The organism is Parafrankia sp. Ea1.12 (assembly GCF_900465275.1).
Classification (GTDB): Bacteria; Actinomycetota; Actinomycetes; order Frankiales; family Frankiaceae; genus Parafrankia; species Parafrankia soli.
In genome coordinates, this window is record NZ_UBIZ01000255.1 from 81,994 (window position 1) to 102,867 (window position 20,874).

The 20,874-nt window shown below is 73.6% G+C and carries 14 protein-coding genes; 5 read left to right on the forward strand and 9 right to left on the reverse strand.

All coding sequences use genetic code 11. The annotated features are described in order from the left end of the window. Positions 1-249 precede the first annotated feature (249 nt). Entirely contained in the window at positions 250-2,418 is a 2,169-nt protein-coding gene (locus FMEAI12_RS11345; protein WP_112105995.1) for a protein kinase, read from the forward strand. 682 nt (positions 2,419-3,100) lie between these two features. On the opposite strand, the gene FMEAI12_RS11355 is transcribed toward FMEAI12_RS11345, so the two are convergent. The 6 genes from FMEAI12_RS11355 to FMEAI12_RS11385 form a co-directional block, all read right to left on the reverse strand. Beyond that, the gene (locus tag FMEAI12_RS11355; RefSeq protein WP_235013897.1) at positions 3,101-4,024 is read right to left on the reverse strand and encodes a hypothetical protein; all 924 of its coding nucleotides are present in this window, start codon (positions 4,022-4,024) and stop codon (positions 3,101-3,103) included. A 258-nt stretch (positions 4,025-4,282) separates the two neighbouring features. Then, positions 4,283-6,799 (reverse strand): FHA domain-containing protein, encoded by a 2,517-nt coding sequence (locus FMEAI12_RS11365; RefSeq protein WP_112105981.1) that lies wholly within the window; start codon positions 6,797-6,799, stop codon positions 4,283-4,285. Between the two features lie 643 nt (positions 6,800-7,442). Beyond that, a complete protein-coding gene (locus tag FMEAI12_RS11370; RefSeq protein WP_165938692.1) occupies positions 7,443-8,804 on the reverse strand; it encodes a DUF2993 domain-containing protein in 1,362 nt (453 codons plus the stop codon). A 535-nt stretch (positions 8,805-9,339) separates the two neighbouring features. Further along, positions 9,340-10,074 carry an SDR family oxidoreductase gene (locus FMEAI12_RS11375; RefSeq protein ID WP_071066602.1) on the reverse strand — a complete coding sequence of 245 codons (735 nt, stop codon included), beginning with the start codon at positions 10,072-10,074 and terminating at the stop codon, positions 9,340-9,342. Positions 10,075-10,182: 108 nt separating this feature from the next. Then, positions 10,183-10,554, reverse strand: a complete 372-nt coding sequence (locus FMEAI12_RS11380) for a hypothetical protein (RefSeq protein WP_112105982.1) — start codon at positions 10,552-10,554, stop codon at positions 10,183-10,185. A gap of 108 nt (positions 10,555-10,662) precedes the next feature. Next, a complete protein-coding gene (locus FMEAI12_RS11385; RefSeq protein ID WP_235013898.1) occupies positions 10,663-12,474 on the reverse strand; it encodes an FAD-binding oxidoreductase in 1,812 nt (603 codons plus the stop codon). 175 nt (positions 12,475-12,649) lie between these two features. Here FMEAI12_RS11385 and FMEAI12_RS11390 point away from each other — a divergent pair, with 175 nt between their 5' ends. Continuing rightward, entirely contained in the window at positions 12,650-13,489 is an 840-nt protein-coding gene (locus tag FMEAI12_RS11390; protein ID WP_112105983.1) for a TetR/AcrR family transcriptional regulator, read from the forward strand. Then, positions 13,486-15,102, forward strand: a complete 1,617-nt coding sequence (locus FMEAI12_RS11395) for a glycerol-3-phosphate dehydrogenase/oxidase (protein WP_112105984.1) — start codon at positions 13,486-13,488, stop codon at positions 15,100-15,102. Before FMEAI12_RS11390 ends, FMEAI12_RS11395 begins: the two co-directional genes overlap by 4 nt. A gap of 73 nt (positions 15,103-15,175) precedes the next feature. On the opposite strand, the gene FMEAI12_RS11400 is transcribed toward FMEAI12_RS11395, so the two are convergent. Together FMEAI12_RS11400 and FMEAI12_RS11405 are read right to left on the reverse strand one after the other, a co-directional pair. After that, entirely contained in the window at positions 15,176-16,426 is a 1,251-nt protein-coding gene (locus FMEAI12_RS11400; protein WP_112105985.1) for an acyl-CoA dehydrogenase family protein, read from the reverse strand. 20 nt (positions 16,427-16,446) lie between these two features. Then, complete coding sequence (locus tag FMEAI12_RS11405; RefSeq protein ID WP_112105986.1) at positions 16,447-17,619, reverse strand: acyl-CoA dehydrogenase family protein; 1,173 nt, start codon at positions 17,617-17,619, stop codon at positions 16,447-16,449. A 411-nt stretch (positions 17,620-18,030) separates the two neighbouring features. On the opposite strand from FMEAI12_RS11405, the gene FMEAI12_RS11410 reads away from it, so the two are divergent. Continuing rightward, entirely contained in the window at positions 18,031-19,812 is a 1,782-nt protein-coding gene (locus FMEAI12_RS11410; RefSeq protein WP_112105987.1) for a glycerol-3-phosphate dehydrogenase/oxidase, read from the forward strand. Between the two features lie 52 nt (positions 19,813-19,864). Continuing rightward, complete coding sequence (locus FMEAI12_RS37090; RefSeq protein ID WP_018501614.1) at positions 19,865-20,008, forward strand: GPGG-motif small membrane protein; 144 nt, start codon at positions 19,865-19,867, stop codon at positions 20,006-20,008. Between the two features lie 109 nt (positions 20,009-20,117). Here the strand turns inward: FMEAI12_RS37090 and FMEAI12_RS11415 are convergent. Continuing rightward, positions 20,118-20,874, reverse strand: a 757-nt coding sequence (locus tag FMEAI12_RS11415) for an FAD-dependent oxidoreductase (RefSeq protein ID WP_146776678.1), incomplete at its 5' end; no start/stop codon positions are given.

Genomic DNA, 20,874 nt, shown 5'->3' on the forward strand with positions numbered 1-20,874 from the left:
TGTCGGAGCACCGACACCGACCCCGCGCCGGCGGGCATGTCCGCCCAAAGACAGCCGGGCGGGGTGCGCTTTCACCACCGCCCCCGCATACAGTGATGCCGACTGCACAGGATTCTCTTCCGATTCGCGGGAATGGCGCTCGGACCCAATTCTGTGGTAGTGATCTACCGATAGTGAACAGACTCCGGTACACGGCGGCGATCCTCACATGAGGCACTCGACCCGCCACGGCAGGTGAGGGTGGGCTCGATGTCATCGGATGCCGGTGTGACGGCGAGGACCGTTCCGCTCGGCGCGGACGATCCCCGTGAACTCGGTTCGTACCAGTTGCTGAGCAAGCTCGGCCAGGGCGGCATGGGCACGGTGTACCTGGGCAAGTCGCAGCAGGGCCGCTATGTCGCGATCAAGGTGATCCGCGCCGACGTGGCCGACGACTCCGAGTTCCGCGCCCGGTTCCGACTCGAGGCCGAGACGGCTCGCCGGGTCGCCCGGGTCTGCACCGCGGAGGTCCTCGACGCCGACCCGGACGCGCCCCAGCCCTACCTGGTCACCGAGTTCATCGAGGGCGAGACCCTCTCGCGTTTCGTCGCCCGCAACGGCCCGCTCGCCGACGCCAATCTCGAGCAGCTCGCCGTCGGGGTGGCGGCGGCGCTGACCGCGATCCACCGGGCCGGCATCGTGCACCGCGACCTCAAGCCGTCGAACGTCGTGCTCTCACCGTTCGGGCCCCGCGTCATCGACTTCGGCATCGCCCGCGCGCTGGACGCCGCCACGAACCTCACCGGTGACCTCCAGCAGCTCGGCACCCCCGCCTTCATGTCCCCCGAGCAGATCGAGGGCGGAACCGTCACCCCGGCCGTCGACATCTGGGCGTGGGGCGGTGTGGTGACCTACGCCGCCACCGGGCGCTACCCGTTCGGGGACGGCAACGCGCAGGTGCTGCTCTACCGGGCGTTGCACGAGGAGCCGCGGCTCGACGGCGTCGACCCGGCGCTGCACCCCATCGTCTGGCACGCGATGCGCAAGAACCCGACCACCCGGCCGACCGCGCAGCAGCTCATGCTCCGCCTGCTCGGTGACTCCGGCGAGGACGCCGACGCCACGATCGACCCGCGTGAGGTCACCAACGTCCTGCAGGGCTGGAACCTGCCCGTGCCCGGCAGCGGCCCGGCGGAGGACGGCCCGACGATGGCCACCGCGGCCGGGACCCAGGGCCCCGCCGGCTACAGCAGCACCGAGGCCCCCACCAGGCTGCCGACCGGCGTCGGCAGCCGACCGGGCGCCCAGGGCGGCTTCCACCCCCAGGCAGGCGGCCCGACGCCCCCTGCGCAGGGCGGCGACACTCCGGGTACGGGCGGCACGGGCGGCGCGTCAGCTAAGAAGCGCCGCACGCCCGTAATCGTCGGCGCCGCGGCGGCGGTCGCGGCGGTGGTCGTCGCCGCGACCCTGATCGCGACCAGCGGCGGCGACGACAGCGACGACAGCTCCACCGCGTCCAGCGGGTCAGCCCCCGCCAGCGGCGGGGCCGCGTCCGGGATTCCGCAGGCGGCAACCCCGCTCGACCTCGACACGATGGTCTTCGCCAGCGACCAGAACGGCAACTACGACCTGTTCACAGGCCGCGTTCCCCCCGCGCAGGGGGAGCTCACGGACATCAAGCCGATCACCACCGCGGCCGAGAACGACATGCTGCCCTCGATCAGCAAGGATCGCCGGACGGTCGTCTTCTTCCGCAAGGGCTCGCCCAACGCCCTCTACGCGGTGGCGGCGGACGGATCGGGGTCCCCGGTGAAGCTGTTCACCAGCGGCCCCGCGGCGAAGCTGACGATCGCCGACGACGCCCGGCCATCGCTGTCTCCGGACGGCAAGTTCCTCGTCGTGCGGTCGACGACCGATGAGTCCGGATTCCCGAACCCGGGTCTGTATGTGGTCTCGCTCGACGGCGCCGGGTTGTTCCGCCTCGGCGCCAAGCCCCAGGCGACCGACCCGGCCTGGTCACCGAGCGGTGAGCTCATCGCCTACTGGTCGTCCGAGACGGAGAGCGACCGCGGCTTCATCGTGACGATCCCGGCGAGGCCCGACTCCCAGCCGACGCCGATCACCAACGGCCAGGGCAACCGGGACGCCGACCCGACCTTCTCCCCGGACGGCAAGCGGATCGCCTTCAGCCGCGAGGTCGACGGTGACCTCGAGATCTACCAGATGAACACCGACGGCTCCCAAGTGGAGCGTGTCACCGCCGAGCCGGGGCGGGACCAGGATCCGGCCTACTCACCCGACGGAAAGCTCCTGAGTTTCACCGGCGAGCGGGGCACGCCGCTCCGCCGGATCTACCTCACGGACCCGGCGGACACGACCGCGGCGGACCGTCTCCTCACCAGCACCGCAGGCTTCCACATCCGCTGGGCGAGCGGCTGACCAAACCTCACCCCTCCCCGCGGGGAGGACCGCCTCCATCCCGAACAGCGTGATCGCCTGACGCGAGACACAGCGTCAGGCGATCACGCTGTTCGGGATGGTTCTGGTTTCAGCCCCTCGACAGCGGTACTTGCGGTCCCGATGGCGGACCGACACCGTTTACCCCGGTGTGCCGGGAAGTCTGCTCGGCGAAGCGAGCTGTGTTGCGCCCCGCCGTGTTAGTCGACCTTCCCTGGAGACCTCTGGTCATCCTTGAGCGCGTTGCCGTGTCCGAGCCCGAAGACCGGTCGTAGCCCACTCCGTCCCCTGCCCGGTTCGTCCCCTGCCCGGTTCCTTCCATGAGCTGCCGACGTCTCTGCCGTTGGCAGTGCTGCGGTGAATCGTTTTTCGATTCTCCGAGAAGGACGCCGCGCTCACCGACCTGATATCCGCCGACCTGACGCCACCAACGAAATGAGACATGGAGACGGTCGTGTTGGCCGTCGCGGCCGATCTGAGAGTGAGACGCGACATGGCAGGGTTCTGCTGGGCGGAGTGTTCGGGTTCGGCCAGGGCGGCATGGCCACGGTTCTTCCTGGTTCAGTGCTCATGACGACCGTGGTGCTGACCTGCTGGACGCTTTCCGGCGGGGAGCCCTGAGCGAACAGTGCCACCTGCCCGGGCTGGCCTGGTCAGGAACACCTCACCGGCCGGAGCTGGCGAGGCGGCGCCGGATTCGCGAAGCCAGATGGTTCGGATCGTGCAGGTCGCTCCAGGTGAGCCACAGGGTGCTCATGCCGAGGTCGGCCAGTTGCGCCTGTAGCCGGCTCCGGTGGGCGGTCTGCCGCTCCCGGGCCGGCGGGGCCGCGAGCTCGTAGGTCTGCACCGCCAGCCCGGCCGACGGCCAGGCGAGATGCACCCGCTCACCGGCCCGGCCGGTGGCCGGACCGGGCGGCGCCCACCGGACCGCCTCCGGTTCGAGGCCCGCCTCGGCCAGGGCCAGGCGCACCCGCGACTCCAGCGGGGTGCCCGCGCGCCCGTCCACCAGGTCCCATAACCGGGTGATGCCGGGTGGCCCCTCACCTGCATCGTTGCGACGCAGCACCGCCTCCTTCAGGTCCACGTAGTCGGGCGAGGGACGCACCGCGCCGAGAGCCGCCCCGGATGTACCGCGACCGTTCGGCCAGCCGAGGTGCAGGAGAGCGTCCAGCATCGGTACGGAGATCGCGCGGTCGAGGCGGAGGATGATGTCCTGCAGCGTGCGGTGGGCGGTTGTCGCCTCGATGCCGGCGAGGTCCGTCGTCTCGCCTGGCGTCAGCTCCATGCAGTGACGCCGGCAGCCACGCCGGCCGCGGAACGCGGCCCCGCCCGGGAAGGCGACGTCGACGGGCTCGGTCGTGCCCTGGGGTGGCAGACCGGGGAGCCCGTGCAGCCGGGCCGCGGTCAGTAGGCAGACCGTCCCGCCGGCGGCCGCGAGCGCGGCCCGAGCATGGGCACGCACCCGGTCACGCACCGGAGGGATGACGAGGGTGCCACGGATCGGGGTGTGCCAGCCGTGGGCCCGCCGGCGGGCGGCGATCGCCCCGTCGGACAGGCCGAGCCCGCGGGCCTGGCTACGGGTGATCATGTCGTCCTGCCTCCGGGCCAGGGCGACGACTCGGTCGTGAACGTCCGGCATGCGCCCGAGTCTGCGCCGCCACGCGGCACGCCGGCCGGCCCCGGCCGCCGGTGTGGACGACCAGATCCCGTACGAGCTTGTCCACCGGCCGGCCGGCCGGAACACCGAAGGGGCGGTGCCCACCCTGGTCGAGGGTGGGCACCGCCCCTTCGAGCGTGCCGTGTGTGCGCGACCGCGACCGCGCTGGCGGTGGGGTGGCGGTGGCGCCTAGCGGACGGGAGCGGCCGGGCGGCGCTTCGCCGTCTTCGGGTCCATCCGCCGCACCAGCAGCGAGGTGACGATCACGCAGATGGTGCCCACCGCGAGGGCACCACCGAGGTCGATCAGGAACTGGGTGCTCGTGAAGTCGTACAGCGGGTCGGCCGGGAAGTCCGGGTTGATCGGAGTGCCGAAGCCGGAGATCTTGTTCAGGTCGATCACCGAGGCGAGGGCGGCGAAGCCCCACCGGGCCGGTGCGATCCAGCTGGCCTGCTCGAGGCCGTCCGTCCCCTCCGCGGGAACCAGACCGCCGGAGAAGACCAGCTGGGCCATGGTGATGAGCACCAGCAGCGGCATGGTCTTGTCCGCGTTGTCGACCAGCGCGGAGATGACCAGGCCGAGCATGGCCGAGGCGAGCGACAGCGCGATCACGGCGACCGCGGCCTCGAGGAAGGGGAAGCCGAACAGCCCTTCACCCATCTTGCGGCCGGCCAGGGCGATCGTCGTGAACACCAGGGCCTGCAGGGTCGTGACCAGGGTCAGAACCAGGACCTTCGAGCCGATATAAGCCGTCCGGGATAGGCCGATCGCCCGTTCTCGGCGATAGATCGGTCTCTCCTTGACGATTTCTCGTACCGAGTTCGACATGCCCATGAAACAGGCACACAGTGTTACGACCAGTAGGACCGTCGGGGCGTCTCTGTTGGGCCCGTCCGCTTGCACCACCAGATCCCCGGGGATTGCTCGTGGGATCGCCCCGAGAAGGAACGGGAAAGCGATGATCAGGCGTAGGTAGGACTTGTCGGAGGCGACGACGGCCATCGTCCGTCGACTCAGCGTGACGAGCTGAGAGATGACCGACTGCTGCCGGATGGACGGCAGGTCCTCGGGCGCCGGCCGCGCCGACGGCGCGGTGATCGACGCCGGGACGTAGTACCGCGACTGCCGGAACCGGGCCGCCGACTCGGCACCCGGGGTCGCCTCGAGGGTGAGGAAGACGTCCGGGTAGTCCTTCGCGCCGAAGAAGGGCAGGGCGTCGCCGGGCGGGCCGAAGTAGGCCACGTAGCCACCGGGCGCGAGGACCAGCACGTAGTCACAGAGGTCGAGCTGGGCGACGCTGTGCGTGACGACGACGACCGTACGGCCGTCGTCCGCCAGCTTGCGCAGCGACTCCATGACGTTCTTGTCCATGCCCGGGTCGAGACCGGACGTCGGCTCGTCCAAGTAGAGCAGGGTCGGCCTGGTCAGCAGCTCCAGGGCGACCGAGGTCCGCTTACGCTGACCACCGGACAGCCGCGACACCTGGGTGTTCGCGTGGGCGGTCAGGCCCAGCTCGGCGAGGACCTCGTCGACCCGCTGCCGACGCTCGGCCTTCGTCGTGTCCGGCGGGAACCGCAGCTCGGCGCCGAACTCGAGCGCCCTGCGGACGGTCAGCGACGTGTGCAGCAGGTCCTCCTGCGGCACGTAGCCGATCCGGCGGCGCAGTTCGTCGTACTCGGAGTACATGTCCCGCCCGGCGTAGCGGACGTTGCCCTTGTCCGCCGGGCGGAACCCGGTCAGCGCGTTGAGCAGGGTCGACTTGCCGGCACCGGACGGGCCGACCACGCCGAGCAGCGCACGCCCGGGAAGCTTGAAGGTCATGTCGTGCATGAGCTGCTTCTCGCCGGCCCAGACGTTCAGGGCATCGGCCTCGAAGCTGACGTCGCCGGAGTCGAGGTACTCGACGAGAAGCTCGCCCTCGAGCTGGAAGACGTGGTGGCCGATGGCGATCACGTCGCCCTGGCTCACGTTCGCCCGGCTGATGCGGCGCCCGTTGACGAAGACGCCGTTGGCCGAGTCGAGGTCGGCGATCTGCAGCCCGTTGCGGTTGATGTAGAGCTCGGCGTGCCGGCGGGAGGCCAACAGGTCGGTGATGACGATGTCGTTGTCGCGGGCCCGGCCCAGCGACATCGTGCCCTGCCGGAGCCGGTAGGTCGTCCGGCGCTCGTGCTCCTGATCCAGGCTCGTCGAGCCGGACGGCGTCCGTGCCGGGTCGTAGCCGCTGCCGCCACGGCCGCCGCCGGCGGCCGGCCCGGTCGGCGACGACGAGCCGCGCCCGCCGCCCTGGCCCCGGGTCGGGGCGGTGGGCCGCGGGGGCTGGTAGCCGCTGGAGCCGGGCAGCATCGTCTGCATGTCGTAGCCGGCCGGGTCGTACTCGGGCTCGTCGTCGAACCCGCCGCGCGCGGCGGGGAACTCGGGCATGACCACGACCTCGGGCCCGCTGGGAGTGCCGAGCCGGAACCGGACCTCGCCCTGTACGCTCACCGACTCGGGCATCCGCTGGCCGTCGACCCAGGTGCCGTTGGAGCTGATGTCGCGGACGGACCAGCCCGATCCGGTCTGCTCGACCAGCAGGTGCCGTCGGGAGACGCGACTGTCGGCGATGACGTAGTCCGCGGTCCGAGCACGTCCGATGATGAACTGCTCACCTGCCGGCACAGTGGCGGCACCGGCCTCGGTGACGACTCTCAGATACGTCGTCTGCACGACTCTCCCCCTTCACGACGGGACGCAGGCCGGGATGCCCCGCCGAAATCCTCTTCTGCACATCGTCCGGATCGGTCTCCGGACGGGACGGGCAACGGTGCCACCACCGGTGGATCCTCACTACCTTGACCGATCTTGCGGGATGCCGCAGATCGTAGCGTCGGGTGTCGACCTTGATCCAGCCCGGGTGACGCGAGCGCCGTCGAACGGGCCGCTTCAGCCGTTTCTGGAGCCGACACCTCTAACCCTCCTCGCGTCGTTCGTTCACTTCCCGGTGCCTTTCATATCTCGCCAGCAGCGGAGCTGTGACCGAGTGTGGCAAGTCCGGCACGAGCACCGGCGACGAGGACGGGATCGGTGCACCACCGACAATGCCCGTCCGGAAGACCCGGGAGCAGCTTCTGTCGCCGATCTGACCCGCTACCGTACGCGCCCGCGGCCCGCGCGGACACCCCTCCGCCGCGATCTCCATGGTGCCCGTGGACGCCACCGCGGGGGGCACTGTGGCCGCCCCCCGCCGCGGGAGCTCCGCGGCCCACCACCGCCCGGCGCCGCCGGGCGGCTCGGCGGCCACGACCCCGCGCCGGGGCCTCTGGCCAGCCCTCGACGCGGCGATACGCCCGAATTATCACGATCTTGCGGGTCACTGCCCGCCAGCCGACTGAGGGGCGGCCGGCAGGATGACGTCCTTGGCCGTCGCGGTGAGTGAGAGGCCCGAGGCGTCCGTCGACGCCGCGACGATGTTGAGGTCGAACGGCAGTCCGGCGATCGGGATGGGGATCGAGTCGAGCCGAAGACCCGCGGGGAGCGGGATGTTGGCGTTGATCGCGCCCTTCAGCGACAGCTCCGACGGCACGAGGGTGAGCGCGTTGTCCTGAACCTCGAAGGTGGTCACGCCACCGATCTCCTGCGATCCGAGAAACCCGGTGTCGATCCGGCTGGAGATCTCGACCCGGTCACCGCCGTCCACCGGGTTGACCTGAACCGGCGGATCCTGCTTCGCGAGGTAGGTGTTCAGGTCGTCATAGCTGATCCGAACCGTCGCCCGGACGTCGTCCACCGGCACCTCGCCGACGTTGTCGGAGAGTGCGTCGCCGAGCGGTACGTGAAGGCCTTTGAGATTCGCGTGGACCTGCGAGATACGCGGGCCGGGGGTTGGTATTCCCTCGATCGTGACGCCGATGTCCTTGAACTTTCCGAACAGCACCTGGGTGAGGAACGGGAAGCCGCCGATGGTGACGTTCTTCACCGTCGGCGGAGTCGCGCCGGGCTCCAGGCTCTCCGCGACGCTGACCTCGATCTGCTTGACCATCTGGTCCTTGGCGATCGCGACCGCCACCCGGTCGCCCACCACGAAGAGCACAAGGAGGACCACAACAACGATCGCGAGGATGCGCCCGCGGCGCCGCCGCCGAGCGGGCGCCGGGCCCGGCTCCGGGCCCGAGCCACCCGGCGGACCACCGGGGCCGCCCGGCAGACCCCCGCTGTCGGACGCGGCCGGGTAGGCCTCCCCGTAGTTACCGTTCCCGGGCACCGGGCGGACATGGCCGCCGCTGTCGGTGTAGGTGCCCGCGGCCTGACCAGGCTGGCCGTACTGGGGGCCGGTCGCACCGGGCCGCGGGGACTGACCGGAGGCCGGCCCCGTCCACAGGTCACCCGGCCCGACGGGCGCCGCCGCGCCAGGGGCCCCGGCACCGCGCCGGACCGCGTCGATGGCCCCGCCGAGCGTGGGCTCCGTCATCGGGGGCACGTGATCGTGCTCCGGCTGCTCGTCGGCAGGGCGCACCGGACGGCCGGGGCGGAACGCGTCCGCGGGTGGTGGAGGACCGGCCGGGCGGAACGCGTCCGCGGGTGGCGGCGGGGCCGCCGGGGCTCCTGGCCGGGAGCGGCGCCGCACGTCCTGGGTCGGCCTGGTGCCGCCCTCGCCCCCGCCGGATCCCCCGGGGGGCATGACATTGGTGGCGTCCGCGGGCTCCTGCCCGTCCCCGCCGCGCCCGTGGTTCACCGGAACATCTCCCGCTCCGCGCCACGTCGGGGCCTCCGGCGTGGCGCCGCCGTGTCACAGTCGGTCATGTCGAGTCGTCCACCGCCCCGATCAACGATCGGCGTGGCCCGGCCGGCGGCACGGCCCCGCACGCATCGCCCCACAGCCCCGGGGCCCCGTGCCTGGCCGGCACGGGCCCGATCGGGCGGCGGAAACGAGGTGACGGTCGGCGGCACGGTGACGGCCGAAGCACTCGACCACGAGCCTTCGACCGGCCGGGCCGCCGTCCGAACCGTCGGCCCATCAAAAGATGGTCGCACGTGGGGCGGCTGGACAGCGGTGTCGGGTCCGATCACCTGTGTTGTGTACGTGTCGGATTACCGACCCGGACATTCGTCGGTGACGCGCTGTTCCATGACTCGCGGCGAAGCGCCCCGTTCGATCCGTTTTCCGTGCGTTGTCCACCCGAGCCGGACGGTGCCGCCAGAACCGGCGATGTCCGGCCGAGCCGGGCGGGGCCGGGCGGGGCCTGCGGGCCGCCGGCGGCATCGTCAGGTCAGACCTCCAGCGGGAGCTGGGCGGCGCCGCGGCGCCGGCGCGGTGGGGCGGCGAGGCGGAACGCCGTCCCGCCCGGAGCCGCGAACGCGTGCCAGAAGTGATCGGCGACGGCTTCCGGCAGCAACGGCCCGGACAGCCCGACCCGGCCGTCGAGCACCACCGTGCGCAGGCGAACGCCCTGGGCGGCGAGCCCGGGAGCCATCGCCCCGCCCATCGCCGCCAGGCCGGCCTTGCCCACCGCGAGCGCGAAACGCCCCGCCGCCGGCTCGCTGCGGGTGCCCGCGACCGTCAGCAGGACGGTGGCGCCCGGCCGGTCCACCAGCAGGGGCACCGCCGCCTGGACAGCGGTCAGCGCCCCGGTCACGTTCACCGCGAGAGTCTGGTTCATGGAGTCCGCCCGCACCGAGAACGCGGTGCCGCGGATGCTCAGCTTGGCGTTGTAGACCAGCACGGTCAGCCCACCGATCGCGGCGGCGAGCCGCTGCGTCGCCGTCCCGAAGGCCGCCTGGTCGGTGACATCGGCGACCGCGCCCGTGACGTCGTGGCCGTCCGCGGCGAGCTCGGCGGTAATCCGGGCCACCGTGTCGGAGGAGCGCGAGAGCACGCCGAGCGCGAACCCCTCCTCTGCGAACCGGCGCAGCAGCGGGCCGCCGAAGGCGGCACCCGGCCCCACCACGATCAGCCCGCGGGTCGGCGGCGCCGGCTCCCGGCCGGTGGCCGTGCCGTTGTTCATGTGCCCATCCTGACGCGCGATGTCCTCCCCCGTGTCGCGATGCGACCGGTTCGGCCAGGTCGCGCCCGAATCATCACCCCCGACGGCCCGGGCCGGCCAGAACTGCCCTCAACGCGAGCTGGACGACGTCCGACTGCCGGCGCGGTCGGTGCGGTTGGCAGTGCCGGTGCGGCTGCCGGTCCCGGCGCGGTTGGCGGTGCTGGTGCGGCGGCGGCGGCGGCGCGACAGCAGTGGACGGCGGGGCCGCTTCGGGCGGCCGCCACGGCGCTCGACCGGCCGGGCGCCGGTGGCTGCCCGGCCGACGCCGGATGCCGCACGGTTGGCAACCACGTCCCCGCCGGCCGGGCGGGCGGCGGGGATCGCGTTCGCGGCTCGGATGGGCGCCGCCCGGCGGTAAACGACCGCGAGCACGGCCGCGACGGCCAGGATGGGAAGCGAGATCAGCACCAGGGCGACGATGACGGCGGCGAGTGTCTGCATCCTGGATCGATACCCAATGTGTCCGCAACGTCACACGGAGCCCCGTTACCCGGCGAGATCCGGTATCGACGACCCCGGTGGGCCGTGGGCGGTATCCGGACGGCGGCGCTACTCGGACGGCGGCGGCACGAGGACACCCGGGTTGAGGATGCCCGCCGGGTCCAGCACGGCCTTCACCGCGCGCAGGACGGCGACGCCCACCTCGCCGACCTCCGCGGGCATCCAGGGACGGTGGTCCGTGCCGACCGCGTGGTGATGGGTGATCGTGCCACCGTTCGCCATGATCGTGTCTCCGGCGGCGCGCTTCGCCCGGTCCCAGCGGGAGATCGGGTCCGGGCCCTCGGCGCAGACGACCGTGAAGTAGAGCGACGCCCCCGCCGGGTAGACGTGCGAGACGTGGCAGAGAACGACGGCCGGCGACCCGTCGGACTCGATCGCGCCGGTCACCGCCGCGCGGACCGCCGCGTACAGCGTCGGGATCGTCGACCAGTACCCGGCCGTCTCCAGGGTCTCGGCGAAGATGCCCTCGTCCAGGAGCGCGTCGCGCAGGTATGGGGCGTGGAAGCGGCCGGCGGCCCAGTCCCGTCCCACGTCCTCGCCGAGCGGGCGGGCGCCGGCGTCCCTCAGGGCCGCGCGGACCTCCGCGGCGCGTCCGGTCACCTCGTCCTCGCTCCCCTCGTACCCGGTGACCAGGTAGCACCCGCCCGAGGCGGTGACATCGGCGGCGGCATCGGCGCCCGCGGGGCCGTCGGCCGCGTTGGCGGCATCGGCACCGGCGGTGACATCGGTGCCCGCACTGACGGCGTTGGCCAGGCCGGCGGCCGTCTCCAGTTCGTCGGAGAGGCGCAGGACGGTGGGCAGCAGGTCCCGCTGGGCCAGCTCGCGCAGCAGGTCCAGGCCGGTGGCCAGGTCCGTGACCCGCCAGCCCTCGTACCGCCGCCGCGCCGGGGCCGGGCGCACCCGCGCGGTGACCTCGGTGATCACCCCGAACGCGCCCTCGGAGCCCAGCGCGAGCTGGCGCAGGTCGGGACCGGCCGCCGACGCCGGCCCCCGCCCCGGCTGCCACGTCCCCACCGGGGTCGCCAGCCGCAGCCCGGTGACGAGCTGGTCGAACCGCCCGTAGCCGGCCGATGCCTGGCCGCTCGACCGGGTCGCCGCGAACCCGCCGATCGTGGCGTACTCCCACGACTGCGGGACGTGCCCGAGGGTCAGGCCGTGCTCGGCGAGCAGCGCCTCCGCGGCGGGCCCGCGCAGGCCGGCGCCCAGCACCGCCGTCCCGGAGAGCTGGTCGACGCGCAGGAGGCCGTCGAGCCGGTGCAGGTCGAGCGCGACGGCGCCGTGCCACCGGGGTGCGCCGTCGGGTGCCTGACCCGGCGGGAGCCGGGGGGTGAGGCCGCCGACGACCGAGGTGCCGCCACCGAACGGGACGACGATCACGCGGTGGCGGGAACAGATCCGCAGCACCGCGAGGACCTGGTCGTGATCGAACGGCGCGACGACGGCGTCGGGCGCGTCGGAGGCGTCCCCGGACCGCAGCCGCAGCAGGTCGACGGTGGAGCGGCCCCGGCAGTGGCGGATCCGCGCCTCGCGGTCATCCCGGACATGGCCGGCGCCGACCACGGCCCGCAGCTCGTCCAGCACCTCACCCGGCAGGCGGACCGGCGGGAGCGTGATGTCGGCGAGCGCGACCGGCGCGCTGGGGCGGGACGGAATGCCCAGCTGGCCGAGCAGGTCGCGGACGGCGCCCGGCAGCGGGTGGTGCGCGGCCGCGGCGCCCCACCCCCACCAGACCGGATCGGCGGGCGCGGTCGGGGTGGTGTCCCCCGGGCCCGGTGCCGGACGGACGCTCTGGTCCCCAGGACTCCCCGCGCCCGGCCTGGGGGAAGCGCCGGGGGGCGGGGTCGTCGCCTCAGTGGTCATCGCCGTCACCTCATCCGTTCGCATCCGTTCCGCCGGGGTCGAGGCGGTATCGTCGATACGCTGTGACAACTCGAGTAACAGTGTCACACGATCCCGTCCCGGGCACAGTCAGGGCTGAGCTGGCGGAGCGCCCCGACGGGTGGGAGCGGCGAGAGCCGCGGGAGGGAGACAGCCGGTGACCGGGCCGACATCACCCCACACCCTGCCGGCGCCCGGCCGCGGCTCCGCGCGGGCCGGCGCCTTACCCCTTGACCGCTCCGGGCCCGCTCCGGGAACCGCTCCCGGTGCGGGCCGGCGCGGCGAGAGCGCCGACGCGGCCGTCCTGGATGCCGCCGCCGCGTCGCTGCTCAGCGTCGGCGTGCGTCGGACGACCGCCACCGACGTGGCCCGGCGCGCCGGCGTCAGCCGGATGACGCTGTACCGGCGCTGGCCCGACCTGCGCTCCCTTGTCGGCGACGTGATGACGCGCGAGTGGGGCCGGATCGTCACGGCCGCGGCGCGGGCGGCCGAGCCGTCCCTGGCCGCCGGCACGCGGGCCGGCCTGGTGCGCTACCTGGTCACCGCGGCGCAGACCTTCCGCGCGAACCCGCTGTTCCGCAAGATCCTTGAGACGGACCCGGAGCTGCTGGTCCCCTACGTCCTGGAGCGTCTCGGCGCGACCCAGCGGCTCGTCCTGGAGCTGCTGTGCGAGCAGCTGCGCGAGGCGCAGGCGGGCGGCGCCGTCCGGGCGGGTGACCCGGCGACCCAGGCACGGATGGTGCTGCTCGTCGTGCAGTCGTACGTTCTCTCCGCGGACACGCTGGGCGACGAGATCACCGAGGAGGCACTGGCGCGTGAGCTCTACCTGACACTGGACGGCTACCTGGCCCCGCGCGCCGGCGAGACAGCCGAGGCCGCCTTCGACGCCACTGACGCAACTGACGCTGTCAGGGCCGTTGACGTCGTTGAGGCCGTCGAGGCTGCTGACGCAGTTGACGAGATCCGGCCGATCGAGCACCCGGGAGCGCCGTCATGAGCACACCGTTCGACCGCTCGTCGCTCACCGCCGACCGCCGTGCCCGCGAGCTCGGCGAGCTCGCGGGCGGCGAGGCCGTCGATCTCCTCGTCGTCGGCGGCGGCGTCACCGGCGCCGGGGTGGCGCTCGACGCGGCCTCGCGCGGGCTGTCCGTCGCGCTGGTCGAGGCGCACGACCTGGCCTTCGGCACCAGCCGGTGGAGCTCGAAGCTCGTCCACGGCGGGTTGCGCTACCTCGCCTCCGGTGACCTCGGGCTGGCCCGGGAGAGCGCGCTCGAACGCGAGATCCTGATGCGCCGTACCGCCCCGCATCTGGTGCACCCGCTGCCGATCGTGCTGCCGCTCACCGAGAACGTCCCCGCCGGCTCGGCGATGCTGGCCCGGGCCGGGATGGGCCTGGCGGACCTGCTGCGGCGGGGCGCCCGGACCCCCGGCACGGTGCTGCCGCCGCCGCGGCGGCTCTCGGCGGTCGAGACGCTCGGGATGGTCCCCGGGCTGCGCGAGGCCGGGCTGCGCGGCGGCCTGCTCCACTGGGACGGCCAGCTCGTCGACGACGCCCGCCTGGTCGTGACGATCGCCCGGACGGCGGCGGCGTTCGGCGCCCGGGTGCTGACCCGGGTCCGCGTGCTGTCGGTGGAGAGCCCGGGGTACGCGCGGCGCGGCGCGGCACGGCACGGCGGCCTGCCGCCGGAGCCGGTCGGCGTCGAGGTGGTCGACACCCTGACGGGCACCCGGTGCACACTGCGGGCCCGCACCGTGGTGAACGCGACCGGGGTCTGGACGCCCGCGCTCGCCCCGGAGGTCAGGCTCCGCCCCAGCCGCGGCACCCACCTGGTGCTGCCCGCGGCGGCGTTCGGCGGCACGCCGACGGCGCTGTCGGTGCCGATTCCCGGCGAGCGGAACCGGTACGCCCTCGTGCTGCCGCAGGGCGACGGGCGAGTGTACGTGGGACTGACCGACATCCCGACGGACGAGGTCGCGGACGTGCCGACGCCGGATCACCAGGAGATCACGCAGCTGCTGAACGTCGTGTCGAGCGTGCTGGCCACCCCGGTCGACCGCGCGGACCTGCTGGGGGCGTTCGCCGGGCTGCGCCCGCTGCTGGACGGCCCGAACGGGCGCACGGCGGACCTGTCCCGGCGGCACGCCGTGCACGTCGGGTCCGACGGCGTGATCACCGTGGTGGGCGGCAAGCTGACGACCTACCGCCGAATGGCGGCGGACGCGGTGGACGCCGCCGTCGCCCAGGCCGACCTGGACGCGGGGCCCTGTCGGACCGACCGGCTCCCCCTCGTCGGGGCGGCCTCGCGCCGCGTGCTCGCCGCGGTGCCGGCGCCGCGCCGGCTGGTGGCGCGCTACGGAACCCAGGCCCCGGCGGTGCTGGCCCTGGCCGAACGCGACCCGGAGCTGCTCGCGCCGATCGCCGAGGGAGTCGCGGTCACCCGCGCCGAGCTGGTGTTCGCCGTGCGCCACGAGGGAGCACTCGACGCCGACGACCTGCTCGACCGGCGGACCCGCGTCGGGCTCGTCCCCGCCGACCGCGCGGCGGCGCTCGGCACGGCACGCGAGGTGCTGGCGGCCTGCGCCGTCCCCGCCGGCTCGCCGGTCGACTGAGCCACCGGCCGACCAGGCCCGACCGACCCCGAGCCGAGCCGGCGATCGAGCGAGCCTGCGAAGCGCCGAGCTGTCAGATCAGGGAGTCGACGGTCAGCGCGGCGACCCGCTCGAGGTGGGCGGGAGGGTCGCCGAAGGCCCCGTACATCCGGCGGGCGCGCTTGTAGAACAGGTGGGCCTCGTGCTCCCAGGTGTACCCGATGCCGCCGTGGTACTGGATCATCGCCGCGGTGGCGTCCCGGGCCGCCTGGCTCGCCTTCGCCTTGGCGACGGCGACGGCGAGCTCCAGGTCGTCGAGGCCCGCGTCGAGCGCGTGCGCGGCGTACATCACGGCGTGCTCGGCCATCGTGACCGCGACGTGCAGGTCGGCGAGCTGGTGCTTGAGCGCCTGGAACGAGCCGACCGGGCGGCCGAACTGGATCCGCTCCCGGTCGTAGTGAACCGTCCTGGTCAGCGCCTCGCGAGCGACCCCGGCCTGGTCCGCCGCCGTGAGCAGCGCGCCGTGGCGGATGAGGTCGGCGAGCGCCGCCGCCGACGAGCCGGGCAGCCGCCTGGCCCGCGCCCCGGCCAGTTCCAGGGCGGCGAGCCGGGTGGTCCCGTCGGGACCGACCAGCGGGCGGACGGCGACGCCGGCCGCGCCGGGGTCGAGCAGGTACAGGCCCACCTCGCCCGCTCCGGGAGCAGCGCCGGCGGGGCCGGGCTCGATCGCCGCGACGACGACGAGGTTGGCGACCCCGAGATACTCGACGGGCGACGCCGTCCCGGACAGCTCACCGACGAGACCACCGGAGCCGCCGAACACACCGGAGCCCGAAGGCTCGTCGGAGCCCCCGGCCCCTTCGGAACCGAACCCGTTGGCCCCCGCGGCAATGCCGGTGACGGTGCCCGGCGCCGGGCGCGCGGTGACCGCCACGCCGGAGGCGTCCCAGGCCCCGCCGGCTCCCCGCAGGGCCACCGTCGCCACGAGGTCGCCGTCGGCGAGGCGGGGCAGCAGCTCGGCCCGCTGCGCGTCCGACCCGGCGAGCCGGACGGCCTCCCCAGCCAGCACCGTCGGCAGCCATGGCCCCGGGACGGCCCCCGCGCCGAGCTCACGGGCGACCACCTGGGCGTCCAGCAGCCCGAGGCCGAGCCCGTCGAACTCCTCCGGGACGCACACGGCCAGCCAGCCCTGCTCCCCCACCGACTTCCACAGCTCCAGCGGGTGCCCGTCACCGGCGGTGTCCTCGAACACCGCCCGCACCGCCGTGAGGTCGAAACGGCCGGAGAGGAAGGCCCGGACGGTCTCGCCCAGGGCACGCTGCTCGTCAGTCAGCGCAAAGAACACTTCGATGGTCCCTTCCGGACTCAGCGCGGCAGGCCGAGCACCCGCTCGGCGACGATGTTGCGCTGCACCTGCGACGAACCGCCCCAGATGGTGACCGACCTTGTCCAGAACCCCTCCGACTGCAGGGCGGAGATGTCGAGGCCCGCGACGGGGGTGCTGACCGCCGCGTCGGCGCCCAGCAGGTCGTCGAAGGTCTCGAACAGGTCCTGGTAGGTCTCGGACCACTGCAGCTTGGTCATCGACGACTCGGCGCCCAGGTCGGCGCCCCGCTCCACCTGGGTGAGCACGTGCATGGCGTGGTAGCGCAGGCACTCGAGCTCGACCATCCGGCGGCCCAGCTCCTGGCGCAGCACCGGGTCGGTGTCCCGCCCCAGCGCGCGGGCCGCCCGGACGATCTCGTCGTAGGACTTCCGGAAGGCGGTGTACTGCGAGATGCCCGACGCGCCGCGTTCGAAGGAGAGCAGCAGCATCGCGGTGGACCAGCCGTTACCCAGGCCGCCGAGGCACTCGCGGGCGGGGACCCGGGCGTCGGTGAAGAACACCTCGCCGAACTCGGTCGCCCCACTCATCTGCCGCAGCGGCCGCACCTCGACGCCGTCCTGGTGCATGTCGAGCAGCAGCATCGACAGGCCGCGGTGGCGCTGGCTGCCCGGCTCGGTGCGGACCATGGTGAAGATCCGGTCACCGTGGCCGGCGTTGGTCGTCCAGACCTTCTGGCCGTTGACGACGATGTCGTCGCCGTCGGCCACGCCGGACGTCCGCAGTGCGGCCAGGTCGGAGCCCGCGTCCGGCTCGGAGAAGCCCTGGCACCAGATCACGTCGCAGCGCAGCAGCGGACGGATGATCTCGCGCTTCTGCTCGTCCGTGCCGATCGCCATGATCGTCGGGGCGAGGAAGGCGAGCCCGAGCGGGTTGACGGTTCCCGGCGCTCGGGCGAGCGCCAGCTCCTCGTCGTAGATCGCCTTCATGCCGGGGGTGCCGCCGCGCCCGCCGTACTCGGTGGGCCAGTCGATGCCGGCGAAGCCCGCGTCGAACTTGCGGCGCTCCCACTCCCGGCGTAGCTCGAAGCCCTCGTCGTCGGGGACGCCCGCCCAGAAGCCCGGCTCCCGCCACGCCGCGGGGACGCTCCCGGCGAGCCAGCTCCGCAGGTCCGCGCGGAACGCCTCCTCCGCGGCGCTGAAGGTCAGGTCCATCTGATCACCACTCCGGGCCAGTTCGTGGATCGGGCGGCCCCCTGGTCGGGCACCCCCGCCCGACGGTGTGCGACGGCAGCAGATCGATTTGCCCGACCAGCATGCCCCATCCGGGCCTCGACGCGCGGCGCCGGGCGCGAACAGGGACACGGGATCCCCGGCCGCGACGACCGCCACTGTCCGGACCGGACCTGTCGGCGGGCCGGCTGGGCATCATGGAGCCCACCTGCGCCCCCGTGCGCCCGATCGACACCCGCCGTTCACCTCAGCGTGAGCGGTGCGCACCAACTGCCGGCACGATGGGATGGAGCCGTCCGCACCGCGGGACGGCAACGCTCGGGACCGCCCGGGACAGGACGCCCAGGACAGGACGCCCAGGACAGGACACGGTCGAAGGGGGATCCACACACCATGACCGGTACCGCCCGCCTCGACCCGGCCAGCCGGGCAGCCGCGCTGCGGCGCATGCGCGCCGAGCCGGTGGACGTCGTCGTGATCGGCGGCGGCGTGACCGGCGCCGGGGTGGCGCTCGACGCGGCCACGCGGGGCCTGTCAGTCGCCCTGCTCGAGGCCCGCGACCTCGCCGCCGGGACGTCCAGCCGGTCGAGCAAGCTGATCCACGGCGGCCTGCGCTATCTGGAGCAGCTCAACGGCGCCCTCGTCCGCGAGGCGCTGCGCGAGCGGTCGCTGCTGCTGGAGACGATCGCCCCGCACCTCGTCCGGGCGATCCCGTTCCTGCTCCCGCTGACCCATCACGGCTGGGAACGCGCCTACATCGGCAGCGGCGTGCTGCTCTACGACACTCTCGGGCAGGGCATCGGGCGCATCGCCCCCCGCACGGGCGGAGACGGCGGTGCCCCCCGCAGCGGGGGTGTCCCGCTGCACCGGCACCTGACCCGCAAGGCGGCGCTGCGCGAGTTCCCGTCGCTGCGCCCCGACGCGCTCGTCGGCGCCATCCAGTACTGGGACGGGCAGGTCGACGACGCCCGGCACACCATGTTCGTCGCCCGCACGGCCGCCCGCTACGGGGCCCTGGTCGCCACGAGCGCCCAGGTCACCGGGCTGGTGCGGGAGGGCGACCGGGTCGCCGGGGTGCGGGTGCGCGACCTGGAGAACGGGGTCGACCTGGAGGTCCGCGCCGCGCAGACGATCAACGCGGCCGGGGTGTGGACGGACGACATCCAGGCGATGGTCGGCGGGCGCGGGCGGCTCTCGGTGCGCGCGTCGAAGGGTGTCCACATCGTGGTCCCGCGCGACCGCATCCACGGCTCGACCGGGTTGATCCTGCGCACCGAGAAAAGTGTCCTGTTCGTGATCCCCTGGGGCAGCCACTGGATCGTCGGGACGACCGACACCGAGTGGAACCTCGACCTCGCGCACCCGGCCGCCAGCAGCGCGGACATCTCCTATCTGCTCGACACCGTCAACCGGGTGCTGCGCACACCGCTGACCACCGAGGACATCACCGGCGTCTACGCCGGCCTGCGGCCGCTGCTGGCCGGCGAGTCGGAGGACACCTCGCAGCTGTCCCGGGAGCACGCCGTGGTCAGCCCGGTCGCCGGGCTCACGATGGTCGCCGGCGGCAAGTACACGACGTACCGGGTGATGGCGGCGGACGCCGTCGACGCGGCGACGGCCGGGATGAGCCGCGCGGTGCCGCCGTCGTGCACTGATCGTGTCCCGCTGCTCGGCGCGGACGGCTACCCGGCGCTGTGGAACGCCCGGGAGGGCCTGGCTCGCGCCTCCGGGCTGCACGTCGCCTGGGTGGAGCACCTGCTGCACCGATACGGCACCCTCGCCGAGGAGGTCCTGGCCCTCGTCGCGGACCGGGCCGAGCTGGGCCGTCCGCTGCGCGGCGCGCCGAAGTACCTGGCGGTCGAGGCCGTGTACGCCGCGTCGCACGAGGGCGCGCTGCACCTCGAGGACGTCCTGACCCGGCGGACCCGCATCTCGATCGAGACGGCCGACCGCGGGCTGGAGACCGCCCCCCAGGTCGCCGAGCTGATCGCCCCCGTCCTCGGGTGGAGCCCCGCCACCGTCGAGCGCGAGATCGATCACTACCGGGCCCGGGTCGCCGCCGAACTCGAGTCACAGCGGCAGGCCGACGACCACACCGCCGACGCGGCCAGGCTGGGCGCTCCCGACGTCCGCCCGGTCGTGCCGGAGGGCCGCGGCGCCGCCGCCCCGGCCTGATCCGAAAGTTCCGGGGAGGTTTTGTTGACCTCGGGCAAGGAACGAGACGACCATGGAATTCATTCTCTGGCTGATCGCCGTCATCCTGGTGATCGCGGGCATCGTCTCCCTGGTCCGGGGCGCCATCCTGTACGGGATCGCGCTCATCGTCATCGGCCTGCTCGTCGGCCCCGGCGGAGTCTCGATCTTCACCTGACGGCGGTGAGCCGGCCCGCCGCGGGACCCCCGCCCGCGGTGGGCACACCGCCCCCCCGACGTTCCAGGACGGACGTTCCGCCCCGCGTCGGCGTCGACACCCGGGCTGGTCAAAGACCGTAGGCCTCCAGCAGCCGCAGCCAGACCTCACTGACCGTGGGGAAGGACGGCACCGCGTGCCACAGATCCTCCAGCGGGACGGCCCCGACGATCGCGATGGCCGCGGCGTGCACCATCTCCTGCGTGTCGTGGCCGACGAACGTCGCCCCGACCAGCACCCGGCGGGCGGTGTCCACCACGATCTGGGACGTCCCGACGGCGTCGGTGCCGCGCACCGACGAACCGGCCACCGACGCCGTCGGGACGGTGACGGCGCGGACATCCAGGCCGGCCGCGCGGGCCGCCGCCTCCGTCCGGCCGACGGCGCTCACCTGCGGATCGGTGAACGTCACCCGCGGGACGGCCCCCGGGTCGGCGCGGTCGGCGGCGGGCCGGCCCGCCGGGTCGAGGCGGCCGGTGATGGCGTCCGCCGCCACCCGGGCCTGGTACTTGCCCATGTGGGTGAGCAGCGCACGGCCGTTGACGTCCCCGACGGCGTAGAGCCAGTCCCCGGCCACGCCGGTGGCCCGCATCCGGTCGTCGACCTCGACGAAGCCCCGCGCGGGCAGGCCGACCGCGGGCAGGCCGAGCTCGCCGGTGGCGGGGGTCCGCCCGACGGCGACCAGGATCTCGTCCGCGACGACGTGCTCGGGCCCGCCGTCGCCGTCCAGAGTGACCACCACGGGCCCACGCGGCGTGCCCGGTGCCTCCCTGCGGACGGCCACGGCCCGTCGGCCGGTGTGAACCGTGATGCCCTCGGCCTCGAAC